Consider the following 17423-nt stretch of genomic DNA (forward strand, 5'->3'; position numbering starts at 1 on the left):
GCGCTGCCGCAGGCCGGCCCAAATGCCTTAGATATCTCTGAGGAAACGGTGCTTGGCGAAGTTTGTTGGGGTGGGGGCATATCCGTTGCTGCGGTAACGGCGGCTTAGGGTTCCGCCCTTACGGCGGGTCACTTTTGGCAAACGCCCCAAAAGTAACCAAAAGGTCTCGCCCCTCCGTACGGCCTTCGCTGCGCTCAGGTTCCCTCGCTCCGGTATTTCTCAGGGGGCATCGCTACTAGCGATGTCCTCGACTGCGTCGAGGGGCGCTGCGCGCCATTCCCCTGATAAACACCTACGCTCGGCCTGCGGGAAAGGGGCGGGTGGATCAAGATCAAGGGCAGGATCAAAAGCCAGAGCCAGAGCCAGAGCCAGAGCCAGAGCCAGAGCACAGCATGTGCAATGGCTTTGGCTTGGCGCTACGGGTTAACGCTGTGGTAGGTCCATCGCTTTTTGTTCTGCCACGCGCAACACGTCGCATCCGTCCTGCAACAACAGGGTTGCCACGTTGGAGAAGCGCATCAGGTCGAGGTCGTCGGCGTTGCGGCTGGTCATGTTGGAGACGCTGTCGAGCATGTCGCGGGCGGCGCGGATGCGCAGGCCGGCGTAGTTCAGCAGATCAAGCAGGGGGGCTTGAGGGTTGATAAAGGCGACGGGGTGGTCGGTGGTGTTTGAAGAGCTAAATGCTTGGTAGTCCATTGGGTAACACTCCATAACTTCGGGAGTTACCACCGTTCGCGGCCAAGCGAAGGAAGGTGGCAACTGTACGCGGGTTGGCCGACCGGGCCCGAAGCATCCCGGCACACCCGAAGGTGTCCCACGCACAGTCGCCATAACACGAACGTGCAGGCGCAAAAAAAGCGCTGCCTTTCGGATGGTGAGCGCCTGTGCGCTACGGGAATGCTGACGGCCAAGTCAGGTCGCTGAATTTGCAGCGACGGGTCGGACTATAGGGTGATCCAGTGAGTCAGGCAAGGTTATAGGGCGTTGGGTTGTTCAGTTTTGTGCTGAGAATTGTTGCCAGCTATTGGAATTAATGAGGCCCTACTAATGCCAGTCAGTTAAGGGCAAGCACTGTCATTGTGGCGAGGGAGCTTGCTCCCGCTGGGCCGCGCAGCGGACCCAAAAAGGGGACTGCTACGCTCCGGAGCGCCGGCCGGTCCCACGGGGGCAAGCTCCCTCACCACAGGTTATGTTTCGTTCGCTCTAAAGCGTAACTGATCGGCATTTGGGCTCCCCCGCCGCACCATTTTGTGTGCTGCCGAATCACTTTTCGTACCTTTGCGTATCACTCCCGCTCACTCCGTTTGTAACGCCCAAACCCGCGCTGTCCCCATCCCCTTGATTCCCTTCAATTTCCCCATCCCCCTGTCATCCCTTCCCATCCCATGGCACACTTCCTGCTGTCTATTCCGTTGTTACATACCATATTCCGGTATAGCGGAATAAACACCATCCTTGGAGTGCTTGTCATGCATCGCGGACTTTCCTTGTTTAAAGCGTGTGTGTTGCTTGCTGTGTCGTTGGCTGGGGCTGTGGGGGTTGCGCAGGCGGCGGACGTTAAGTTGGATTCGGTGCTCAAGCGTGGGCATTTGATTGTCGGGACGGGCAGTACCAATGCGCCGTGGCACTTCCAGGGGGCGGACGGGAAGTTGCAGGGGTTCGATATTGATATCGCCAGGATGGTGGCCAAGGGGTTGTTCAATGACCCGAGCAAGGTGGAGTTTGTGGTGCAGTCGTCTGATGCGCGGATTCCCAATCTGCTGACGGATAAGGTCGATATGAGCTGTCAGTTCATTACGGTCACCGCCAGCCGCGCGCAGCAGGTGGCGTTTACCTTGCCGTATTACCGCGAAGGGGTGGGGCTGCTGTTGCCGGCTAACAGCAAGTACAAGGAGATCGATGACCTCAAGGCCGGCGGTGATGGGGTGACGGTGGCGGTGTTGCAGAACGTGTATGCCGAGGAGTTGGTGCACCAGGCGTTGCCCAAGGCCAAGGTTGATCAGTACGACAGTGTCGATTTGATGTATCAGGCGGTGAACTCGGGGCGGGCCGATGCGGCGGCCACCGATCAGTCGTCGGTGAAGTATTTGATGGTGCAGAACCCCGGGCGTTATCGCAGCCCGGCTTATGCCTGGAGCCCGCAAACCTATGCCTGCGCGGTCAAGCGTGGGGATCAGGACTGGTTGAATTTCGTCAATACCACGTTGCACGAGGCGATGACCGGGGTTGAGTTCCCGACCTACGCGGCGTCGTTCAAGCAGTGGTTCGGTGTGGATCTGCCAACGCCCGAAATTGGTTTCCCCGTCGAATTCAAATGAAAACGACTGCGCTCAGAAATACGGCGTTGAAAACGGGATCGCACTGCTCATTGACTGACGTCAACTCCGCTTGCTCACCCGTTTTCGCCTTGTCTTTCTTTCGCTCGCCACGTTTTCAACACACACATTGCTGAGCGGGGCGCCCCTCGAAAGCGCCCTGCTCAAGGTGGTGCCGACCATGAATTATCAGTTGAACTTTGCCGCCGTGTGGCGCGATTTCGACACCTTGCTGGCGGGGCTCGGTTTGGGCTTGCAGCTGGCGCTGGTGTCGATCGCCATCGGTTGTGTGATCGGCCTGATGATGGCCTTTGCCTTGTTGAGCAGGCATCGGGCGTTGCGGGTGTTGGCCTCGGTGTATGTGACGGTGATCCGCAATACGCCGATTCTGGTGCTGATTCTGTTGATCTATTTCGCCCTGCCGAGCCTGGGGATTCGCCTGGATAAGGTGCCGTCATTCATCGTCACCTTGTCGCTGTACGCGGGGGCGTATCTGACCGAGGTGTTTCGCGCCGGGCTGTTGAGTATTCCCAAGGGCCAGCGTGAGGCGGGTTTGGCCATTGGCCTGGGGGAGTGGCAGGTACGGGCCTATGTGACGGTGCCGGTGATGCTGCGCAATGTGTTGCCGGCGCTGTCCAACAACTTTATTTCGCTGTTCAAGGACACCTCCCTGGCCGCCGCCATCGCCGTGCCGGAGCTGACCTATTACGCGCGCAAGATCAACGTTGAAAGCTACCGGGTGATTGAAACCTGGATGGTGACCACGGCGTTGTATGTGGCGGCCTGTTACTTCATTGCCTTGCTGTTGCGCCATCTGGAGCAGCGGTTGGCGATCCGTCGCTAGGAGCCCGATATGTATCAAGCACCCAGTTGGTGGCATGAATTGTGGTTGGCCCGCGAGACGCTGTGGGCGGGGTTTCAGACCAGTGTCGGCTGTTCGGCCCTGGCGATTTTGTTCGGCACCCTGATCGGGGTGTTGGCCGGGTTGGTATTGACCTATGGCCGGTGGTGGATGCGGGCGCCGTTTCGGCTGTATGTGGACCTGATCCGCGGCACGCCGGTGTTTGTGCTGGTGCTGGCGTGCTTTTACATGGCGCCGGCCCTGGGTTGGCAGATCGGTGCGTTCGAGGCCGGGGCCCTGGGCCTGACGCTGTTTTGCGGCTCCCACGTGGCGGAGATTGTGCGCGGTGCGTTGCAGGCGATTCCCCGGGGGCAGATGGAGGCGAGTCAGGCCATTGGCCTGACGTTCAAACAGGCGCTGGCCTACGTGCTGTTGCCCCAGGCGCTGCGGCAGATTCTGCCGACCTGGGTCAACTCCTCGACGGAGATCGTCAAGGCCTCGACCCTGCTCTCGGTGATCGGCGTCGCCGAGTTGTTGCTCAGCACCCAGCAGATCATCGCCCGCACCTTTATGACGTTGGAGTTTTACCTGTTCGCCGGTTTGCTGTTTTTTCTTATCAACTACGGCATCGAACTCTTCGGCCGGACCATTGAAAAACGGGTGGCCTTGCCATGACTCACGCTCACGTTTCCCAGCCAGCCGGCCAGCAGCCGTTGCTGAGCATTCGTAACCTGCACAAGCAATACGGCGCGGTGCAGGTGCTCAAGGGCGTCGACCTGGAGATGCCACGGGGCAATGTGGTGACCCTGATCGGCTCCAGCGGCTCGGGCAAGACCACGTTGCTGCGCTGCGTGAATATGCTGGAGGAATTCCAGGGCGGGCAGATTCTGCTCGACGGCGAATCCATCGGCTACCACGAGGTTGACGGCAAACGCCTGCGCCACCCGGAGAAGGTGATTGCCCAGCATCGGGCGATGACCGGGATGGCCTTTCAGCAGTTCAACCTGTTCCCTCATCTGACCGCGTTGCAGAACGTGACCCTGGGCCTGATCAAGGTCAAGAAGCTGGCCAAGGACGAGGCCGTGGCCCTCGCGGAAAAATGGCTGGAGCGGGTCGGGCTGCTGGAGCGCCGCGATCACTTTCCCGGGCAGTTGTCCGGCGGCCAGCAGCAGCGCGTGGCCATCGCCCGAGCCATTGCCATGAACCCGAGCCTGATGCTGTTCGACGAGGTGACCTCGGCCCTGGACCCGGAGTTGGTGGCCGAGGTGCTGAACGTGATCAAGGGCCTGGCGGACGAGGGCATGACCATGTTGCTGGTGACCCACGAAATGCGCTTTGCGTTCGAGGTTTCGGACCAGATTGTGTTTATGAACCAGGGCCGCATCGAGGAGCAGGGCCCGCCCAAAGAACTCTTCGAGCGCCCGCAGTCGCCGCGCCTGGCGGAGTTTTTGAAGAACACCCGTTTCTGATTTCTAACTGCCTTTCAAACAGGAGAAGTACCCATGAGCATTACTCGTTACGGCACCGGCAGCACCGCTGGAGGCGGTCAGCCTCGTCCTTTCGCCCGCGCCGTGGAGGCCGATGGCTGGCTGCACGTGTCGGGGCAGGTGCCGGCCCTGGACGGTGAGATCATCACCGGCGGGATCGTCGAGCAAACCCGGCAGACCATGCGCAACCTGGTGGCGATCCTGGAGGAGGCCGGGTATGGCCTGGAGGACGTGGTGCGGGTTGGCGTGTGGCTGGAGGATCCGCGGGATTTCTGGAGTTTCAACAAGGTGTTTGGCGAGTATTTCAAGCCCGAACATGCACCGGCCCGGGCCTGCGTGCAGGCCAATATGATGGTGGATTGCAAGGTCGAGATTGATTGCGTTGCTTACAAGAGGCGCTAAGTGCTCTGCCCCACGCCGCAAGTGAGGATAGAGTGAGCGACCAATTTCCAGGGGAATGCCAGATAGATGACTGAAGACACCATCAAGCGCCGGGCCAAGGGCCTGGATCGGGCGTTCGATATTCTTGATTTCCTCAAGGAGATCGGCCAGCCGTTGCGCCCCAACGATATCGCCAACGGCATCGGCAGCCCCAAGTCCACGGTCTACGAGCTGGTGGCGTCCTTGCTGGAGCGGCGGATTCTGGAACCGGTGGGCAAGGATGGGCATGTGTACCTGGGCCGCCAGTTGTACTTTCTCGGCCAGGCCCATTTGCGCCATTTCGACCTGAGCCGCGAGGCCGATCAAGCCTTGCAGGAAATCGTCAGCCAGACCCGTGAAACCGCGCAGATGTGCCTGCTCAATGGGCGCAAATACACCGTGGCGCTGATGAAGGAGGGCGAGCGGCATTTCCGTATTTCCTCGGACATCGGCGAGAACGCGCCGATTCCCTGGACCGCGTCCGGGCGGCTGCTGCTGGGGCATTTGAGCGATGCGCAGATTGTCGATCTGATCGATGAGCGGGACTTCATCCTCCCCGACGGTGAACGTCTGCCCCTGGAGACGTTCCTCCAGCAAATCCGCCAGGCCACCGAGGAGGGGTTCTTTTCCTTCGACAGCGTGGCCGACACCTTCACCCACTGCTTTGCCGCGCCGGTACGGGATGAGCGCGGGGTGTGCATCTGTACGTTGTGCATCGTCGCGCCGCGGGCCGACGCCCAGACCCATTACCAGGAATACCGCCGGGTGCTGATCGACAGCGCCAACCGTCTGGCCCGGCGTATCAACGATTAATGCTGTCCTGCGGCTGTGCGCAGCCGCCTTGAGTAAGGAGTGCCAACATGTCTTCCGTTTTTGATCTGCCGCTGGTGGAAAAGGGTGCCGCTGCCAAGGGCGCGAGTCTGTTGCAGGACGTCAGCCTGCCGGCCCTGGTGCTGCACCGCGAGGCGCTGGAGCACAACATCCGCTGGATGCAGAAGTTCGTCAGCGACAGCGGCGCCGAGCTCGCGCCCCATGGCAAGACCAGCATGATGCCGGGCTTGTTCCAGCGTCAGCTGGAAGCCGGCGCCTGGGGCATCACCCTGGCCACCGCCACCCAGACCCGTGCCGCCTACGCCCATGGCGTGCGCCGGGTGTTGATGGCTAACCAGCTGGTAGGCGCGCCGAACATGGCGCTGATCGCCGAGCTGCTGACGGACCCGGATTTCGACTTTTATTGCATGGTGGATCACCCGGACAGCGTGGCCGACCTGGGGGCGTTTTTCGCCCAGCGCGGGGTCCGGCTCCAGGTGATGATCGAGTACGGCGTGGTCGGCGGGCGTTGCGGCTGCCGCAGCGAGCAGGAGGTGCTGGATCTGGCCCGGGCGATCAAGGCGCAGCCGGCCCTGGCCCTGTGCGGTATCGAAGGTTATGAAGGGGTGATCCATGGCGATCAGGCCATCAGTGGCATTCGCCAGTTCGCGGATTCGCTGGTGCGCCTGGCGGTGGACCTGCACAACGACGGATTGTTCGCCATCGAGCGGCCGATCATCACCGCCTCGGGTTCGGCCTGGTACGACCTGATTGCCGAATCCTTCGAGACCCACAACGCCAAGGGGCGTTTCCTCAGTGTGCTGCGCCCGGGCAGTTATGTGGCCCATGACCACGGCATCTATAAAGACGCGCAGTGCTGCGTGCTGGATCGGCGCAGTGACCTGGAGGAAGGCCTGCGCCCGGCCATGGAGGTCTGGGCCCATGTGCAGTCGCTGCCGGAGCCGGGCTTTGCCGTGGTGGCCCTGGGCAAACGCGATGTAGCTTATGACGCCGGCTTGCCGGTGCCACTGCGGCGTTATCGCGCCGGGGCCGAGGCCAGCGCCGGGGATGATGTGGGGGCATGCAAGGTCACGGCGGTGATGGATCAGCATGCGTTTCTCACTGTGGCGCCGGGGGTGGAGCTGCGGATTGGCGACATCATTTCCTTCGGTACTTCCCACCCCTGTTTGACCTTCGATAAATGGCGCACCGGGTTGCTGGTGGATGAGCGCCTGCGAGTGATCGAGAGTCTGGATACCTGCTTCTAGGAGCGGGCGGCAACGGTGCGCTCCCTCGGGGCGCACCCTTATCACTTCGGGCGCAGAGGTCCCAAGCATGAACCCAACCCCCCGCATCGCCTGCATCGGCGAATGCATGATCGAGTTGCAACAACGCCACGACGGCAGCCTGCAACAGAGCTTTGGCGGCGATACCTTGAACAGCGCGGTGTACCTGTCCCGGGAGTTGCACGGTCAGGGTCGGGTGGATTACGTCACCGCCCTGGGCGATGACAGTTTCAGCGAGGCCATGTGCCGCAGTTGGGCTGCCGAGGGTATTGGCCTGGAGCGGGTGCAGCGCCTGCCTGGGCGCTTGCCCGGCCTGTACTGCATCCAGACCGATGCCCAGGGCGAGCGACGCTTTTTGTATTGGCGCAATGAGGCGGCGGTACGCGATTGCTTCACCACCCCGGCGGCGGCGCCGATTCTTGCGGCGTTGCCGGGCTATGACGTGCTGTATTTCAGTGGCATCACCCTGGCGGTGCTGGGGCCGGTTGGGCGCGAGAAGTTGCTGGAGGTATTGATCGAGGCGCGTCAGCGGGGGGCGTGGATTGTCTTCGACAACAACTACCGGCCGCGGTTATGGGCGTCGGTCGAGCAGGCCCGGGCGGCGTACCGTGGGGTGTTGCAGCACGTGGACCTGGCGCTGTTGACCCTGGATGACGAGCAGGCGTTGTTTGGGTTTGCCGACAGTGCGGAGGTGTTTGCGGCGTACGCCGATTGTGCGGAAGTGGTGCTCAAGCGCGGCGCCGAACCTTGCCTGATCCGCTGCGCCGGGGAATCTTTCGAGGTGCCAGGGCAGCGGGTGGAAAAGGTTGTGGACACCACGGCAGCAGGGGATTCCTTTAGCGCCGCGTACCTGGCCAGGCGCCTCTTAGGCGGCAGCCCGGTCGACGCCGCAGAGGCCGGACACCGCCTGGCCAGCCAGGTCATCCAGTTCCCCGGCGCCCTGATCCCGCGAAATTAACCTTGTAGCCGCAGCCTTCGGCAGCGGCTACAGGTTTGCAGGGGCTACAGGGGTCAGTCGCGGTAGAAGACTTGCACCAGGTGGTAGCCGAATTTGCTTTTGATGGGGCCGTGCACGGTGCGCAGGGGCTTTTTGAAGATGACCTGGTCAATGGCGCCGACCATCTGCCCAGGCCGTACTTCGCCCAGGTCGCCGCCGCGTTTGCCGGAGGGGCAGGTGGAGAACTTCTTGGCCAGCACATCGAAGGCTTCGCCCTTGGCGATGCGTTGCTTGAGTTGCTCGGCCTCTTCGGCAGTTTTCACCAGGATATGGCGGGCTTGGGCTTTCATCGGGCAGTTACCTTGGAACGGTGCGGACGGCGGCCGCGGATTATGCCTGAAATCAACCGGGCTGACTGATCATCTGGCGAATCTTCTGGGCCAGGTCGTCGATGGAAAACGGCTTGGCCATCAGGTCCATGCCGGCTTCGAGAAAGCCCTGGCGCTCGGCAGCCTTTTCCGCGTAACCGGTCATAAACAGCACCTTGAGCTGCGGCCGCTGTTGCCGCGCGATCTCCGCCAACTGGCGGCCATTCATCCCCGGCAGGCCGACGTCGGTCACCAGCAGGTCAACGCGGATCGGCGACTCCAGCAGCGGCAGCGCGCTCTTGGCGTCTTCGGCCTCGAACGCGGTGTAGCCCAGTTCCCCAAGCACATTGAGTACCAGCATGCGCACTGCCGGGTCGTCCTCGACCACCACCACGGTTTCGCCGGCCATGGCGCAGGGGGCCTCGCCGTTGCCGTCGGTTACCGGTTTTTCCTCGGGGGCGGCATACAGCCGAGGCAGGTACAGGCGCACGCTGGTGCCCTGGTTGGGTTCGCTGGTGATGGTCACGTGGCCGCCCGACTGCTGGGCAAAGCCATAGATCATCGACAGCCCCAGGCCCGTGCCCTGACCAATGGGTTTGGTGGTGAAAAACGGATCGAAAGCCTTGGCCAGCACGCGCGGGCTCATGCCCGCACCGTTGTCGCTGACGCCGAGCATCACGTAGTCGCCGGCCTTGACCGGCTCCAGGGTGCGGATGTCGCTGCCGTCGAGGTAGCTGTTGGCGGTTTCGATCAGCAGCTCGCCGCCGTGGGGCATGGCGTCGCGGGCGTTGATCACCAGGTTCAGCAGGGCGTTTTCCAGCTGGCTGGCATCGGTGTTGACCGGCCACACACCCTCGCCCAGCGCCAGCTTGAGCTCGATGTGCTCGCCCTTGGTGTGGTTGAACAGCTCTTGCAGTGACTGCACCAGCTGGTTCGGGTCCAGGGGCTGGCGGTCCAGGGACTGGCGCCGGGAGAACGCCAGCAAGCGATGGGTGAGGGCGGCGGCGCGCTTGGCCGAGGACACCGCGGCTTCGGTAAAACGGCCGATCTCGGCGCTGCGGCCGTTGTCGATATAGCGCTGCATCAGGTCGAGGCTGCCGATGATGCCGGTCAGCATATTGTTGAAGTCATGGGCGATGCCGCCGGTGAGCTGACCCACGGCTTCCATCTTCTGCGCGTGGCGCAACGCTTCTTCGGCGCGCTCGCGTTCGAACATCTCGCTCTGCAAGCGCTGGTTGGCGGTGGCCAGGGCCTGGGTGCGTTCGTTGACCCGCTCTTCAAGGGTCTCGTTGAGGTTGCGCAGGGCCTCTTCGGTTTGCCGGCGCTCGGTCTCGTCGATCACGAAAATATAAAACCCGTTGATCGCCCCGTCGGCGCTGTAACGCGGCAGGTATTTCATTAGTGCATGCCGTGGGCGGCCGTCGCGATGAGGCGAGTCGGCCTCGAAGCTGCACGGGGTGCCCGTGAGCGCGGCGCTGATCTGCTCGACGCGGGTGGCGTAGATCTCGTCGCCGATCACCTCGCGGATGCTCTTGCCGTACAGCTCTTGCGGGGTCAGGCCGTACCAGTCGAGGTAGGCGCTGTTGTTCAGGCGAAAGCGTTCGTCGCGGTCGACGTAGCCGATCAGCACCGGCATGGCGTTGATGATCAACTGCAGCTCGGTCTGGCTCTGGCGCAGCGCCTGTTCCATCTGTTTGCGTTCGGTAAGGTCCAGGGCGGCACCGAGAAAACGCGTCGGCCGACCGTGGTGGTCCTTGTAGCAACGGCCCCGGGCAAACACCCAGCGCACCTGACCGTCGGCCAGTTGCAGGCGGTATTCCTCGGCGTATTCGGTGCCGTGGGTGATGCAGTGCTTGATGCTGCGCGCCACCATGCCGCGGTCTTCGGGGTGCACGCCGTTGAGGTAGTCGCTGATGGGCAATTGCCCGGCCTGCAACGGATCGATGCTGTGCAACTGGGCGAAGTGCGCATCGGCGATAAAGCGGTCGTCGCCGATGTTCCAGTCCCAGGTGCCCACCGCGTCGGTGGCGGCCAGGGCCAGTTGCAGGCGCTCTTCGGTTTCGTGCTGGGCCTTGAGGCTGGCCTCGGAGCGCTGCTTGAGTTCGAGGGCGATGCGCCGGCGTTCGCTGGTTTCGATGGCGGTGATCAGCACCCCGGCCACTTCGCCGCGCTCGTCGCGGATCGGGCTGTAGGTCAGGTCGAGCCACAGGTCGGACTCGCGACCGCCGTTTTGCAGGGTAAAGCGTTGTTCATTGAAGCTGCGCACCTGGCCCTTGAGTACGGCGCTGTAGATGGGCGCGGTGAACTCCTTGAGCTCCGGCCAGGCCAGGTCCACCGGTTTGCCGAAGGCCTGGGGGTGCTTGTTGCCCGCCAGCAGGGCAAAGCCGTCGTTGTAGATTTGCGTCAGTTGTTCGCCCCACAGCAGCATCATCGGCATCGGCGAGTGGATCACGATGTCCACTGCGGTGCGCAGGCTTTGCGGCCATTGGCCGGCTGCCCCCAGGGGGGTGGTGGTCCAGTCCAGCCGAGCAATCAGGGTTTCGGCTTCGCGGGCATTGGGGGAGACGTTCATGTCAGGGATCCTGGGGTGAAGCTTGATTCTAGAGCCGTGTCAGCAGAGGCATGCAAGCAGTAGACGGCTGGCACTTCAAAAAGTCCCATGCTTGGGAATTTCTATTCAAACGAAGGGGCTCGGTGCCGGTGAGAGGCGTATTTCACTCGTTTTTGCCTCGGATGACCAGTCTAGACAGGTTGCGCGGGATGACGACACCGGCAGAAAGCGTTTTTTGTGCGGGTTCAGGCGGCTCGGGCCAGGAGGTGATACACCTCTCTGGCCCGGCGGTTATCGATGGGCGCCAGAGGTCAGGTGGCCAGTTCCGCGCGGTCGCGAAACTGCTCCAGGGCCTCGGGGTTGGCCAGGGCATCGGTGTTTTTCACCGGCATGCCGTGCACCACGTTGCGCACGGCCAACTCGACGATCTTGCCGCTGATGGTGCGCGGGATGTCGCTGACCTGGAGGATCTTCGCCGGTACATGGCGCGGGGTGGTGTTGGCGCGGATCACCTGGCGGATCTGCTCTTGCAGCGCTGCATCGAGCTGCGCACCGTCTTGCAGACGCACAAACAGCACCACGCGCACGTCGCCGTCCCACTGTTGGCCGATGGCCAGGCTTTCGCTGACCTGCTGCACTTTTTCCACTTGGCGGTAGATCTCCGCCGTGCCGATGCGCACGCCACCGGGGTTGAGCACCGCGTCCGAGCGACCATGAATCAGCCAGCTGCCGTGGGCCAGTTGCTCAGCGTAGTCGCCCTGGGCCCAGACCCCGGGGAACTGGCTGAAATACGAGGCCCGCAGTTTTTCCTGCTGCGGGTCGTTCCACAGGCCGATGGGCATGGCCGGGAAGTGGCGGGTGCAGACCAGCTCGCCCTTTTCGCCGATCACCGGCCGGCCCTGGTCATTCCACACTTCGATGGCCATGCCCAGGCTCTTGCCTTGCATCTCGCCACGGCGCACCGGCTGCAACGGGTTGCCGATGACAAAGCAGGAAACGATATCGGTGCCGCCCGACATCGAGGCCAGGCACAGCTCCTGTTTCAGTTCGCGGTACACGAAGTCGTAGCTTTGCGGCGACAGCGGCGAGCCGGTGCAGAGCAGGGTCTTGAGGCTGCCCAGGTCATGGCTGAGGCGCGGTTGCAGGCCGGCCTTTTCCAGGGCTGCGAGGTATTTGGGGCTGGTGCCGAAAACACTGATGGCTTCCTGGTCGACCAGGTCCAGCAGGTGCTCGGGGCCGGGGTGGAACGGCGAGCCGTCATACAGCACCAGGCTTGCGCCCACCGCCAGGGCCGAGACCAGCCAGTTCCACATCATCCAGCCGCAGGTGGTGTAGTAGAACAGCACGTCGCCGGGGCCGAGGTCGGTGTTCAGGCCGTGCTCCTTGGCGTGTTGCAGGAGCACGCCGCCGGTGCTGTGGACGATGCACTTGGGCACGCCGGTGGTGCCGCTGGAATAGAGGATGTACAGCGGATGGGCGAAAGGCACGGCGACGAATTCAGGCGTGCCACCGGGGCGGTAGAAGGTGTCCCACAGCGCGACCTTGGCCGGGGTCTGGAAGTCTTCGACCCGGGCTTCGGGGCGCGCGTAGGGCACGATGATCAGCTGTTGCAGGGACGGCAGGCGTTCGAGGATTTCGTTGAGTTTGGCGCTCTGGTCGATGTCCTTGCCGGCGTAGCGGTAACCGGCGCAGGTGATCAGCACCTTGGGTTCGATCTGGCCAAAGCGGTCGATCACCCCCTGGGTGCCGAAGTCCGGCGAAGAGCAGGACCAGATCGCCCCGAGGCTGGTGGTGGCCAGCATGCCGACCAGGGTCTGCCAAGTGTTGGGCATGCACGCTGCCACCCGGTCGCCCAGGCCCACGCCCGCCGCGCGCAGGCTCTGTTGCAGGCCGGCGACATGGGCCGCCAGCTCGGCGTAGGTCAGTTGTTCGCGTTGCCCGTTCTCATTGATCGCCACCACGGCGACCCCGTTATCCCGGCGCTTGAGCAGGTGTTCGGCAAAGTTCAGCGTGGCCCCGGGAAACCATTCGGCACTGGGCATCTGCGGGCCTTCGCGCAGTACGCACTCGGGCGGGTGCTCAAAGCGCACCTCGAAGAAGTCGACAATCGCCTGCCAGAAGTCCTGGCGCTGGTCGATGCTCCACTGGTGCAGGGACGGGTAATCGTCGAGGGCCAGGTCATGGCGTTGATTGATAAAGCGGCGAAAGGCGTCGATGCGCGTCTTGCCGATGCGCTCGGCGCTGGGTTGCCAGAGAATGTCGGACATGCAAGGCCTCTGTTTCTTCTTATAGGGGGTGGTGCCGTACCGCGTTTGTGGCGAGGGAGCTTGCTCCCGCTGGGGCGCGAAGCGGCCCTGAAACCAGGCAACCGAGACTTAACGACAAAACGCGGTCGTCTGGTGTGCGACCGCTGCGCGGCCGAACGGGAGCAAGCTCCCTCGCCACAGAAAGAGGGAGCGCAGGCAGCGTTACTGCGCCAGCCACCCGCCATCGATGTTCCACGCCGCGCCGCGTACCTGGCTGCCGGCTTCGCTGCATAAAAATAGCACCAACTCACCCAGGTGAGCCGGGGTCACGAACTCCAGGGACGGCTGTTTTTCTGCCAGCAGGTCATGCTGCGCCTGTTGCGGGTCGACGCCGCTGGCCGCGCGGTCGTCGATCTGTTTTTGCACCAGTGGCGTCAGCACCCAGCCGGGGCAGATGGCGTTGCAGGTGACGTTGCTGGTGGCGGTTTCCAGGCCCACCACCTTGGTCAGGCCGATCACCCCGTGCTTGGCCGCGACATAGGCGGCCTTGCCCACCGAACCCACCTGGCCGTGCACCGAGGCAATGTTGATGATTCGCCCCCAGCCCTTGGCGCGCATCCCCGGCAACCCCAGGCGCGTGCTGTGGAACACCGACGACAGGTTGATGGCGATGATCGAGTCCCAGCGCTCCACCGGGAATTCTTCCACCGCCGCCACGTGCTGGATCCCGGCGTTGTTGACCAGGATGTCGACGCCGCCGAACTCACGCTCGGCGTAGGCGAACATTTCGGCGATCTGCGCCGGGTCGCTGACGTCCGCCGGGTGGTGCCCGACCCGGGTGCCGAACTGCGCCACTTCGGCGATTACCTTCGACGCATCGCCGAAGCCGTTGAGGATCAGGTTGGCCCCGGCCTTGGCCAGGCCCAGGGCAATCCCCAGGCCGATGCCGCTGGTGGAGCCGGTCACAAGGGCGGTCTTGCCGGAAAGAGTGGTCATCAATACCTCACACAATGCCTGTGGCGTAGAAAGTGGCGATCACGACAAACACCGCCAGCGTCTTGATCAGCGTAATGCAGAAAATGTCTTTGTAGGCTTCGCGGTGGGTCAGCCCGGTCACCGCCAGCAGGGTGATCACTGCGCCGTTGTGGGGCAGGGTGTCCATACCGCCGCTGGCCATGGCGGCCACCCGGTGCAGCACTTCCAGCGGGATGTTGGCGGCGTGGGCCGCGCTGATAAAGCTCTCGGACATGGCCGCCAGAGCGATGCTCATGCCACCCGAGGCCGAACCGGTGATGCCGGCCAGCAGGGTCACGGTGATGGCTTCGTTGACCAGGGGGTTGGGGATGCTTTTCAGCCAGTCCGCCAGCACCAGGAAACCCGGCAGGGAGGCGATCACTGCGCCAAAACCGTATTCCGAAGCGGTGTTCATGGCCGCCAGCAGCGCGCCGCTGACTGCGCTTTTGCTGCCTTCGGCCAGTTTGCTGCGAATCGCCGAAAAACCGAACGCCAGCACCATCAGGATGCCGATCAACAAGGCGGCCTGCACCGCCCAGATTGCCGTGAGCTTGGCGATCTCGGTGGTCACCGGCGCGGTCATGCCCGGCAGCGCCAGGCTGTGGGTCTTGCCGTACCACAGCGGGATCCAGTGGGTGAACAGCAGGTTCATGATGCCCACCATCAACAGCGGCGAGAGGGCGATCCAGGGGTTGGGCAGTTGGATGTCTTCGGCGGTTTCCGGCTCGTTGCGCAGTTCGGTGCCGTAGCCTTCACCGGCTTTCTGCGCCTTGTTGCGCTGGCGCTGGAGGAACAGCATGCCGGCGCAGAACACGAAGATGGTGCCGATCACCCCCAGCCACGGCGCGGCCCAGGCGGTGGTGTTGAAGAAGGTGCTGGGGATGATGTTCTGGATCTGCGGCGTGCCGGGCAGGGCGTCCATGGTGAAGGAAAACGCGCCCAGGGCGATGGTGGCCGGGATCAGGCGCTTGGGGATGTTGCTCTGGCGGAACATCTCGGCGGCGAACGGGTAGACCGCAAATACCACCACAAACAGCGAAACGCCGCCGTAGGTCAGCAGGGCGCACACCAGCACGATCACCAGCATGGCCTGGCGGGTGCCCAGGAGGCGGATGGCTGCCGCGACGATGGAGCGGGAAAAGCCCGACAGCTCGATCAGCTTGCCGAACACCGCGCCCAGCAGAAACACCGGGAAGTAGAGTTTGATAAAGCCGACCATCTTCTCCATGAACACCCCGGTAAAGGCGGGCGCCACGGCGGACGGGTCGGTCAGCAGCACCGCACCGAGGGCGGCAATGGGGGCAAACAGGATGACGCTGTAGCCACGGTAGGCAGCCAGCATCAGCAGCGCCAGGGCTGCCAGGGCAATGATCACACTCATGGTGTGTCTCTCCAGAGTTGTTATTTTTGTGGGGTGTTGCGTGTGGAGAGGCGTATAGCGAGAACTGTGCCATTTACATAACATGTTGAAACATAAGGATATTTTTATAATTTTCGGCGATGAAGCCTGAGCTGGTCTCTGGTTAGAGACAGTGTGGCGAGGGAGCTTGCTCCCGCTGGACCGGGCTGGCGCTCCAGTGCGCAGCACTCCCCAGACCAGCGGGTCATCAGAAAGACCGCGATGGCGGGGTTTGGGGCCGCGGGGCGGCCCAGCGGGAGCAAGCTCCCTCGCCACAAGGGCGTTTGTCTCTTGATCGGGACTTTTGTCTCGTTATTGAGACTCGGCAATTCCCAGCGCTGCCATCTTTTTGTACAAGGTCGAGCGTCCCAACCCCAGGCGCCGGGCCGCTTCATCCACCTTGCCGGCGCATTGCGCCAGGGTGTTGCTGATCAGTTGCCGATCGAACCGTTCCCGGGCGGCGGCAAAGGTTTCCTGGGGTTGCGCCTCGATCATCTGCGGGACGGCATCCCGTGGCAGCGGGCTGAAGTTGCCGATGGCCGCTCGAATATCCCCGGCATTGAGCATCAGTTTGTCGCTCAGCAGCGCCGCCCGTTCCAGCACATTGCGCAACTCGCGAATATTGCCCGGCCAGCCATGCTGACCCAGCAGGGCTAGCGCCTCGCGGTCCAGTTCATGCTGGCTGCGCAGTTCTTCGAGAATGCCTTCGCTCAGGGCCGGCAGATCGTCCAGACGCTCGCGCAGGGCGGGCACCTGGATCGGCAGCACATTGAGCCGGTAATAGAGGTCGGCGCGAAATTCGCCACGCTTGATGGCGGCCTCGAGGTCGGTGGAGGTGGCGGCGATGATCCGCACATCACTCTGGATCACCTCATTGGAGCCCACCGGTTCGAATTCCTTTTCCTGCAACACCCGCAGCAGCTTGCTTTGCAGGGGCAGGGGCATGTCGCCGATTTCATCGAGGAACAGGGTGCCGCCCTGGGCGATCTGCAATTTGCCGGAGCGGCCCTTGCGGTCGGCGCCGGTGAAGGCTCCGGGAGCGGTGCCGAAGAACTCCGCTTCCAGCAGGGCTTCGGGGATGGCGGCGCTGTTGATGCTGACAAAGGCCTTGTGCGCTCGCGGCGAGGCAGCGTGGATGGCCTGGGCCAGCAGTTCTTTGCCGGTGCCGGTTTCACCCAGCAGCAACACCGGGGAGTCGGCGCTGGCGCTGCGCCGGGCGCGGCGCTTGACCTCAAGGCTGGCGGCGCTGGTGCCGATGAAGTGGGCGAAGTTGTACTTGGTCTGCCGCGAGCGCAGCAGGGAGCGGGTCGAGGCCAGCTCTTCCTGCATGCTCAGGTAGCGCTTGAGCATGGGCGACAGGCTGCGCAGCTCATCGAACAGGGCAAAGCCGATGGCGCCGATCACGCTGCCGGCGGCGTCGTGGATCGGCAGGCGCATCACCACCAGCGGCTCCTTGGGGGTGTCTTGCATGTCCAGCAGGATCGGGCGCCCGGTGCGCACCACCTCCCGCAACAGGCTTCCGGGGATCACGCTTTCGCAGGCCTTGCCGATGGCGAAGGCGGCTGATTCCAGGCCAAAGCGCCGGGCATAACGCTCGTTCATCCACACGATATTGGCGTCGCGGTCGACAATCACCGTGCCCTCGCTGGACTGCTCGATGATCTCGAACAGCGAACGGATCGCCAATTGGCGCACCCGCTGATAATCCTTGAGGTTTTCGCTGTCGTTCATGCTGGCATCCAGAAAATG

The 17423-nt window shown here is 63.0% G+C and carries 15 protein-coding genes; 8 read left to right on the forward strand and 7 right to left on the reverse strand.

Features of this window, described 5'->3' with window-relative positions; translation table 11 throughout:
- Positions 1 to 423: 423 nt before the first annotated feature.
- Positions 424 to 696: a hypothetical protein gene (locus tag AC19YX_RS22075; protein ID WP_500607015.1), complete on the reverse strand. Its 273-nt coding sequence runs from the start codon at positions 694 to 696 to the stop codon at positions 424 to 426.
- 773 nt (positions 697 to 1469) lie between these two features.
- Here AC19YX_RS22075 and AC19YX_RS22080 point away from each other — a divergent pair.
- The 8 genes from AC19YX_RS22080 to AC19YX_RS22115 all read left to right on the forward strand — a co-directional run bounded on the left by AC19YX_RS22080 (position 1470) and on the right by AC19YX_RS22115 (position 8117).
- Positions 1470 to 2318 (forward strand): transporter substrate-binding protein, encoded by an 849-nt coding sequence (locus tag AC19YX_RS22080; RefSeq protein WP_043228526.1) that lies wholly within the window; start codon positions 1470 to 1472, stop codon positions 2316 to 2318.
- 178 nt (positions 2319 to 2496) lie between these two features.
- On the forward strand, positions 2497 to 3159 hold the full coding sequence (locus AC19YX_RS22085; RefSeq protein WP_201131455.1) for an amino acid ABC transporter permease: 663 nt from the start codon (positions 2497 to 2499) through the stop codon (positions 3157 to 3159).
- A 9-nt stretch (positions 3160 to 3168) separates the two neighbouring features.
- Positions 3169 to 3831, forward strand: a complete 663-nt coding sequence (locus AC19YX_RS22090; RefSeq protein WP_078468810.1) for an amino acid ABC transporter permease — start codon at positions 3169 to 3171, stop codon at positions 3829 to 3831.
- Positions 3828 to 4625: an amino acid ABC transporter ATP-binding protein gene (locus AC19YX_RS22095; protein ID WP_500607016.1), complete on the forward strand. Its 798-nt coding sequence runs from the start codon at positions 3828 to 3830 to the stop codon at positions 4623 to 4625. The genes AC19YX_RS22090 and AC19YX_RS22095 overlap by 4 nt, the downstream gene beginning before the upstream one ends.
- Before the next feature lie 33 nt (positions 4626 to 4658).
- Positions 4659 to 5045, forward strand: a complete 387-nt coding sequence (locus AC19YX_RS22100) for a RidA family protein (protein WP_500607017.1) — start codon at positions 4659 to 4661, stop codon at positions 5043 to 5045.
- A gap of 66 nt (positions 5046 to 5111) precedes the next feature.
- Positions 5112 to 5876, forward strand: coding sequence for an IclR family transcriptional regulator (locus AC19YX_RS22105; protein ID WP_078468812.1), 765 nt, complete (start codon positions 5112 to 5114; stop codon positions 5874 to 5876).
- A gap of 47 nt (positions 5877 to 5923) precedes the next feature.
- Complete coding sequence (locus AC19YX_RS22110) at positions 5924 to 7141, forward strand: amino acid deaminase (RefSeq protein ID WP_500607018.1); 1218 nt, start codon at positions 5924 to 5926, stop codon at positions 7139 to 7141.
- 67 nt (positions 7142 to 7208) lie between these two features.
- Positions 7209 to 8117: a sugar kinase gene (locus AC19YX_RS22115; RefSeq protein ID WP_500607019.1), complete on the forward strand. Its 909-nt coding sequence runs from the start codon at positions 7209 to 7211 to the stop codon at positions 8115 to 8117.
- A 53-nt stretch (positions 8118 to 8170) separates the two neighbouring features.
- Here AC19YX_RS22115 and AC19YX_RS22120 read toward each other — a convergent pair whose 3' ends face one another.
- The 6 genes from AC19YX_RS22120 to AC19YX_RS22145 form a co-directional block, all read right to left on the reverse strand.
- The gene (locus AC19YX_RS22120) at positions 8171 to 8446 is read right to left on the reverse strand and encodes a peptidylprolyl isomerase (RefSeq protein WP_008369722.1); all 276 of its coding nucleotides are present in this window, start codon (positions 8444 to 8446) and stop codon (positions 8171 to 8173) included.
- 52 nt (positions 8447 to 8498) lie between these two features.
- Positions 8499 to 11036, reverse strand: coding sequence for a PAS domain-containing hybrid sensor histidine kinase/response regulator (locus AC19YX_RS22125; RefSeq protein WP_201131450.1), 2538 nt, complete (start codon positions 11034 to 11036; stop codon positions 8499 to 8501).
- A 290-nt stretch (positions 11037 to 11326) separates the two neighbouring features.
- Positions 11327 to 13282: an acetoacetate--CoA ligase gene (locus AC19YX_RS22130; RefSeq protein ID WP_500607020.1), complete on the reverse strand. Its 1956-nt coding sequence runs from the start codon at positions 13280 to 13282 to the stop codon at positions 11327 to 11329.
- A 201-nt stretch (positions 13283 to 13483) separates the two neighbouring features.
- On the reverse strand, positions 13484 to 14257 hold the full coding sequence (gene hbdH / locus AC19YX_RS22135; protein ID WP_078468817.1) for a 3-hydroxybutyrate dehydrogenase: 774 nt from the start codon (positions 14255 to 14257) through the stop codon (positions 13484 to 13486).
- Positions 14258 to 14264: 7 nt separating this feature from the next.
- A complete protein-coding gene (locus AC19YX_RS22140) occupies positions 14265 to 15656 on the reverse strand; it encodes a GntP family permease (protein WP_020295169.1) in 1392 nt (463 codons plus the stop codon).
- Positions 15657 to 15986: 330 nt separating this feature from the next.
- On the reverse strand, positions 15987 to 17405 hold the full coding sequence (locus AC19YX_RS22145) for a sigma-54 interaction domain-containing protein (protein WP_078468819.1): 1419 nt from the start codon (positions 17403 to 17405) through the stop codon (positions 15987 to 15989).
- Between the last annotated feature and the right edge of the window lie 18 nt (positions 17406 to 17423).

The organism is Pseudomonas sp. MF09150 (assembly GCF_059862355.1).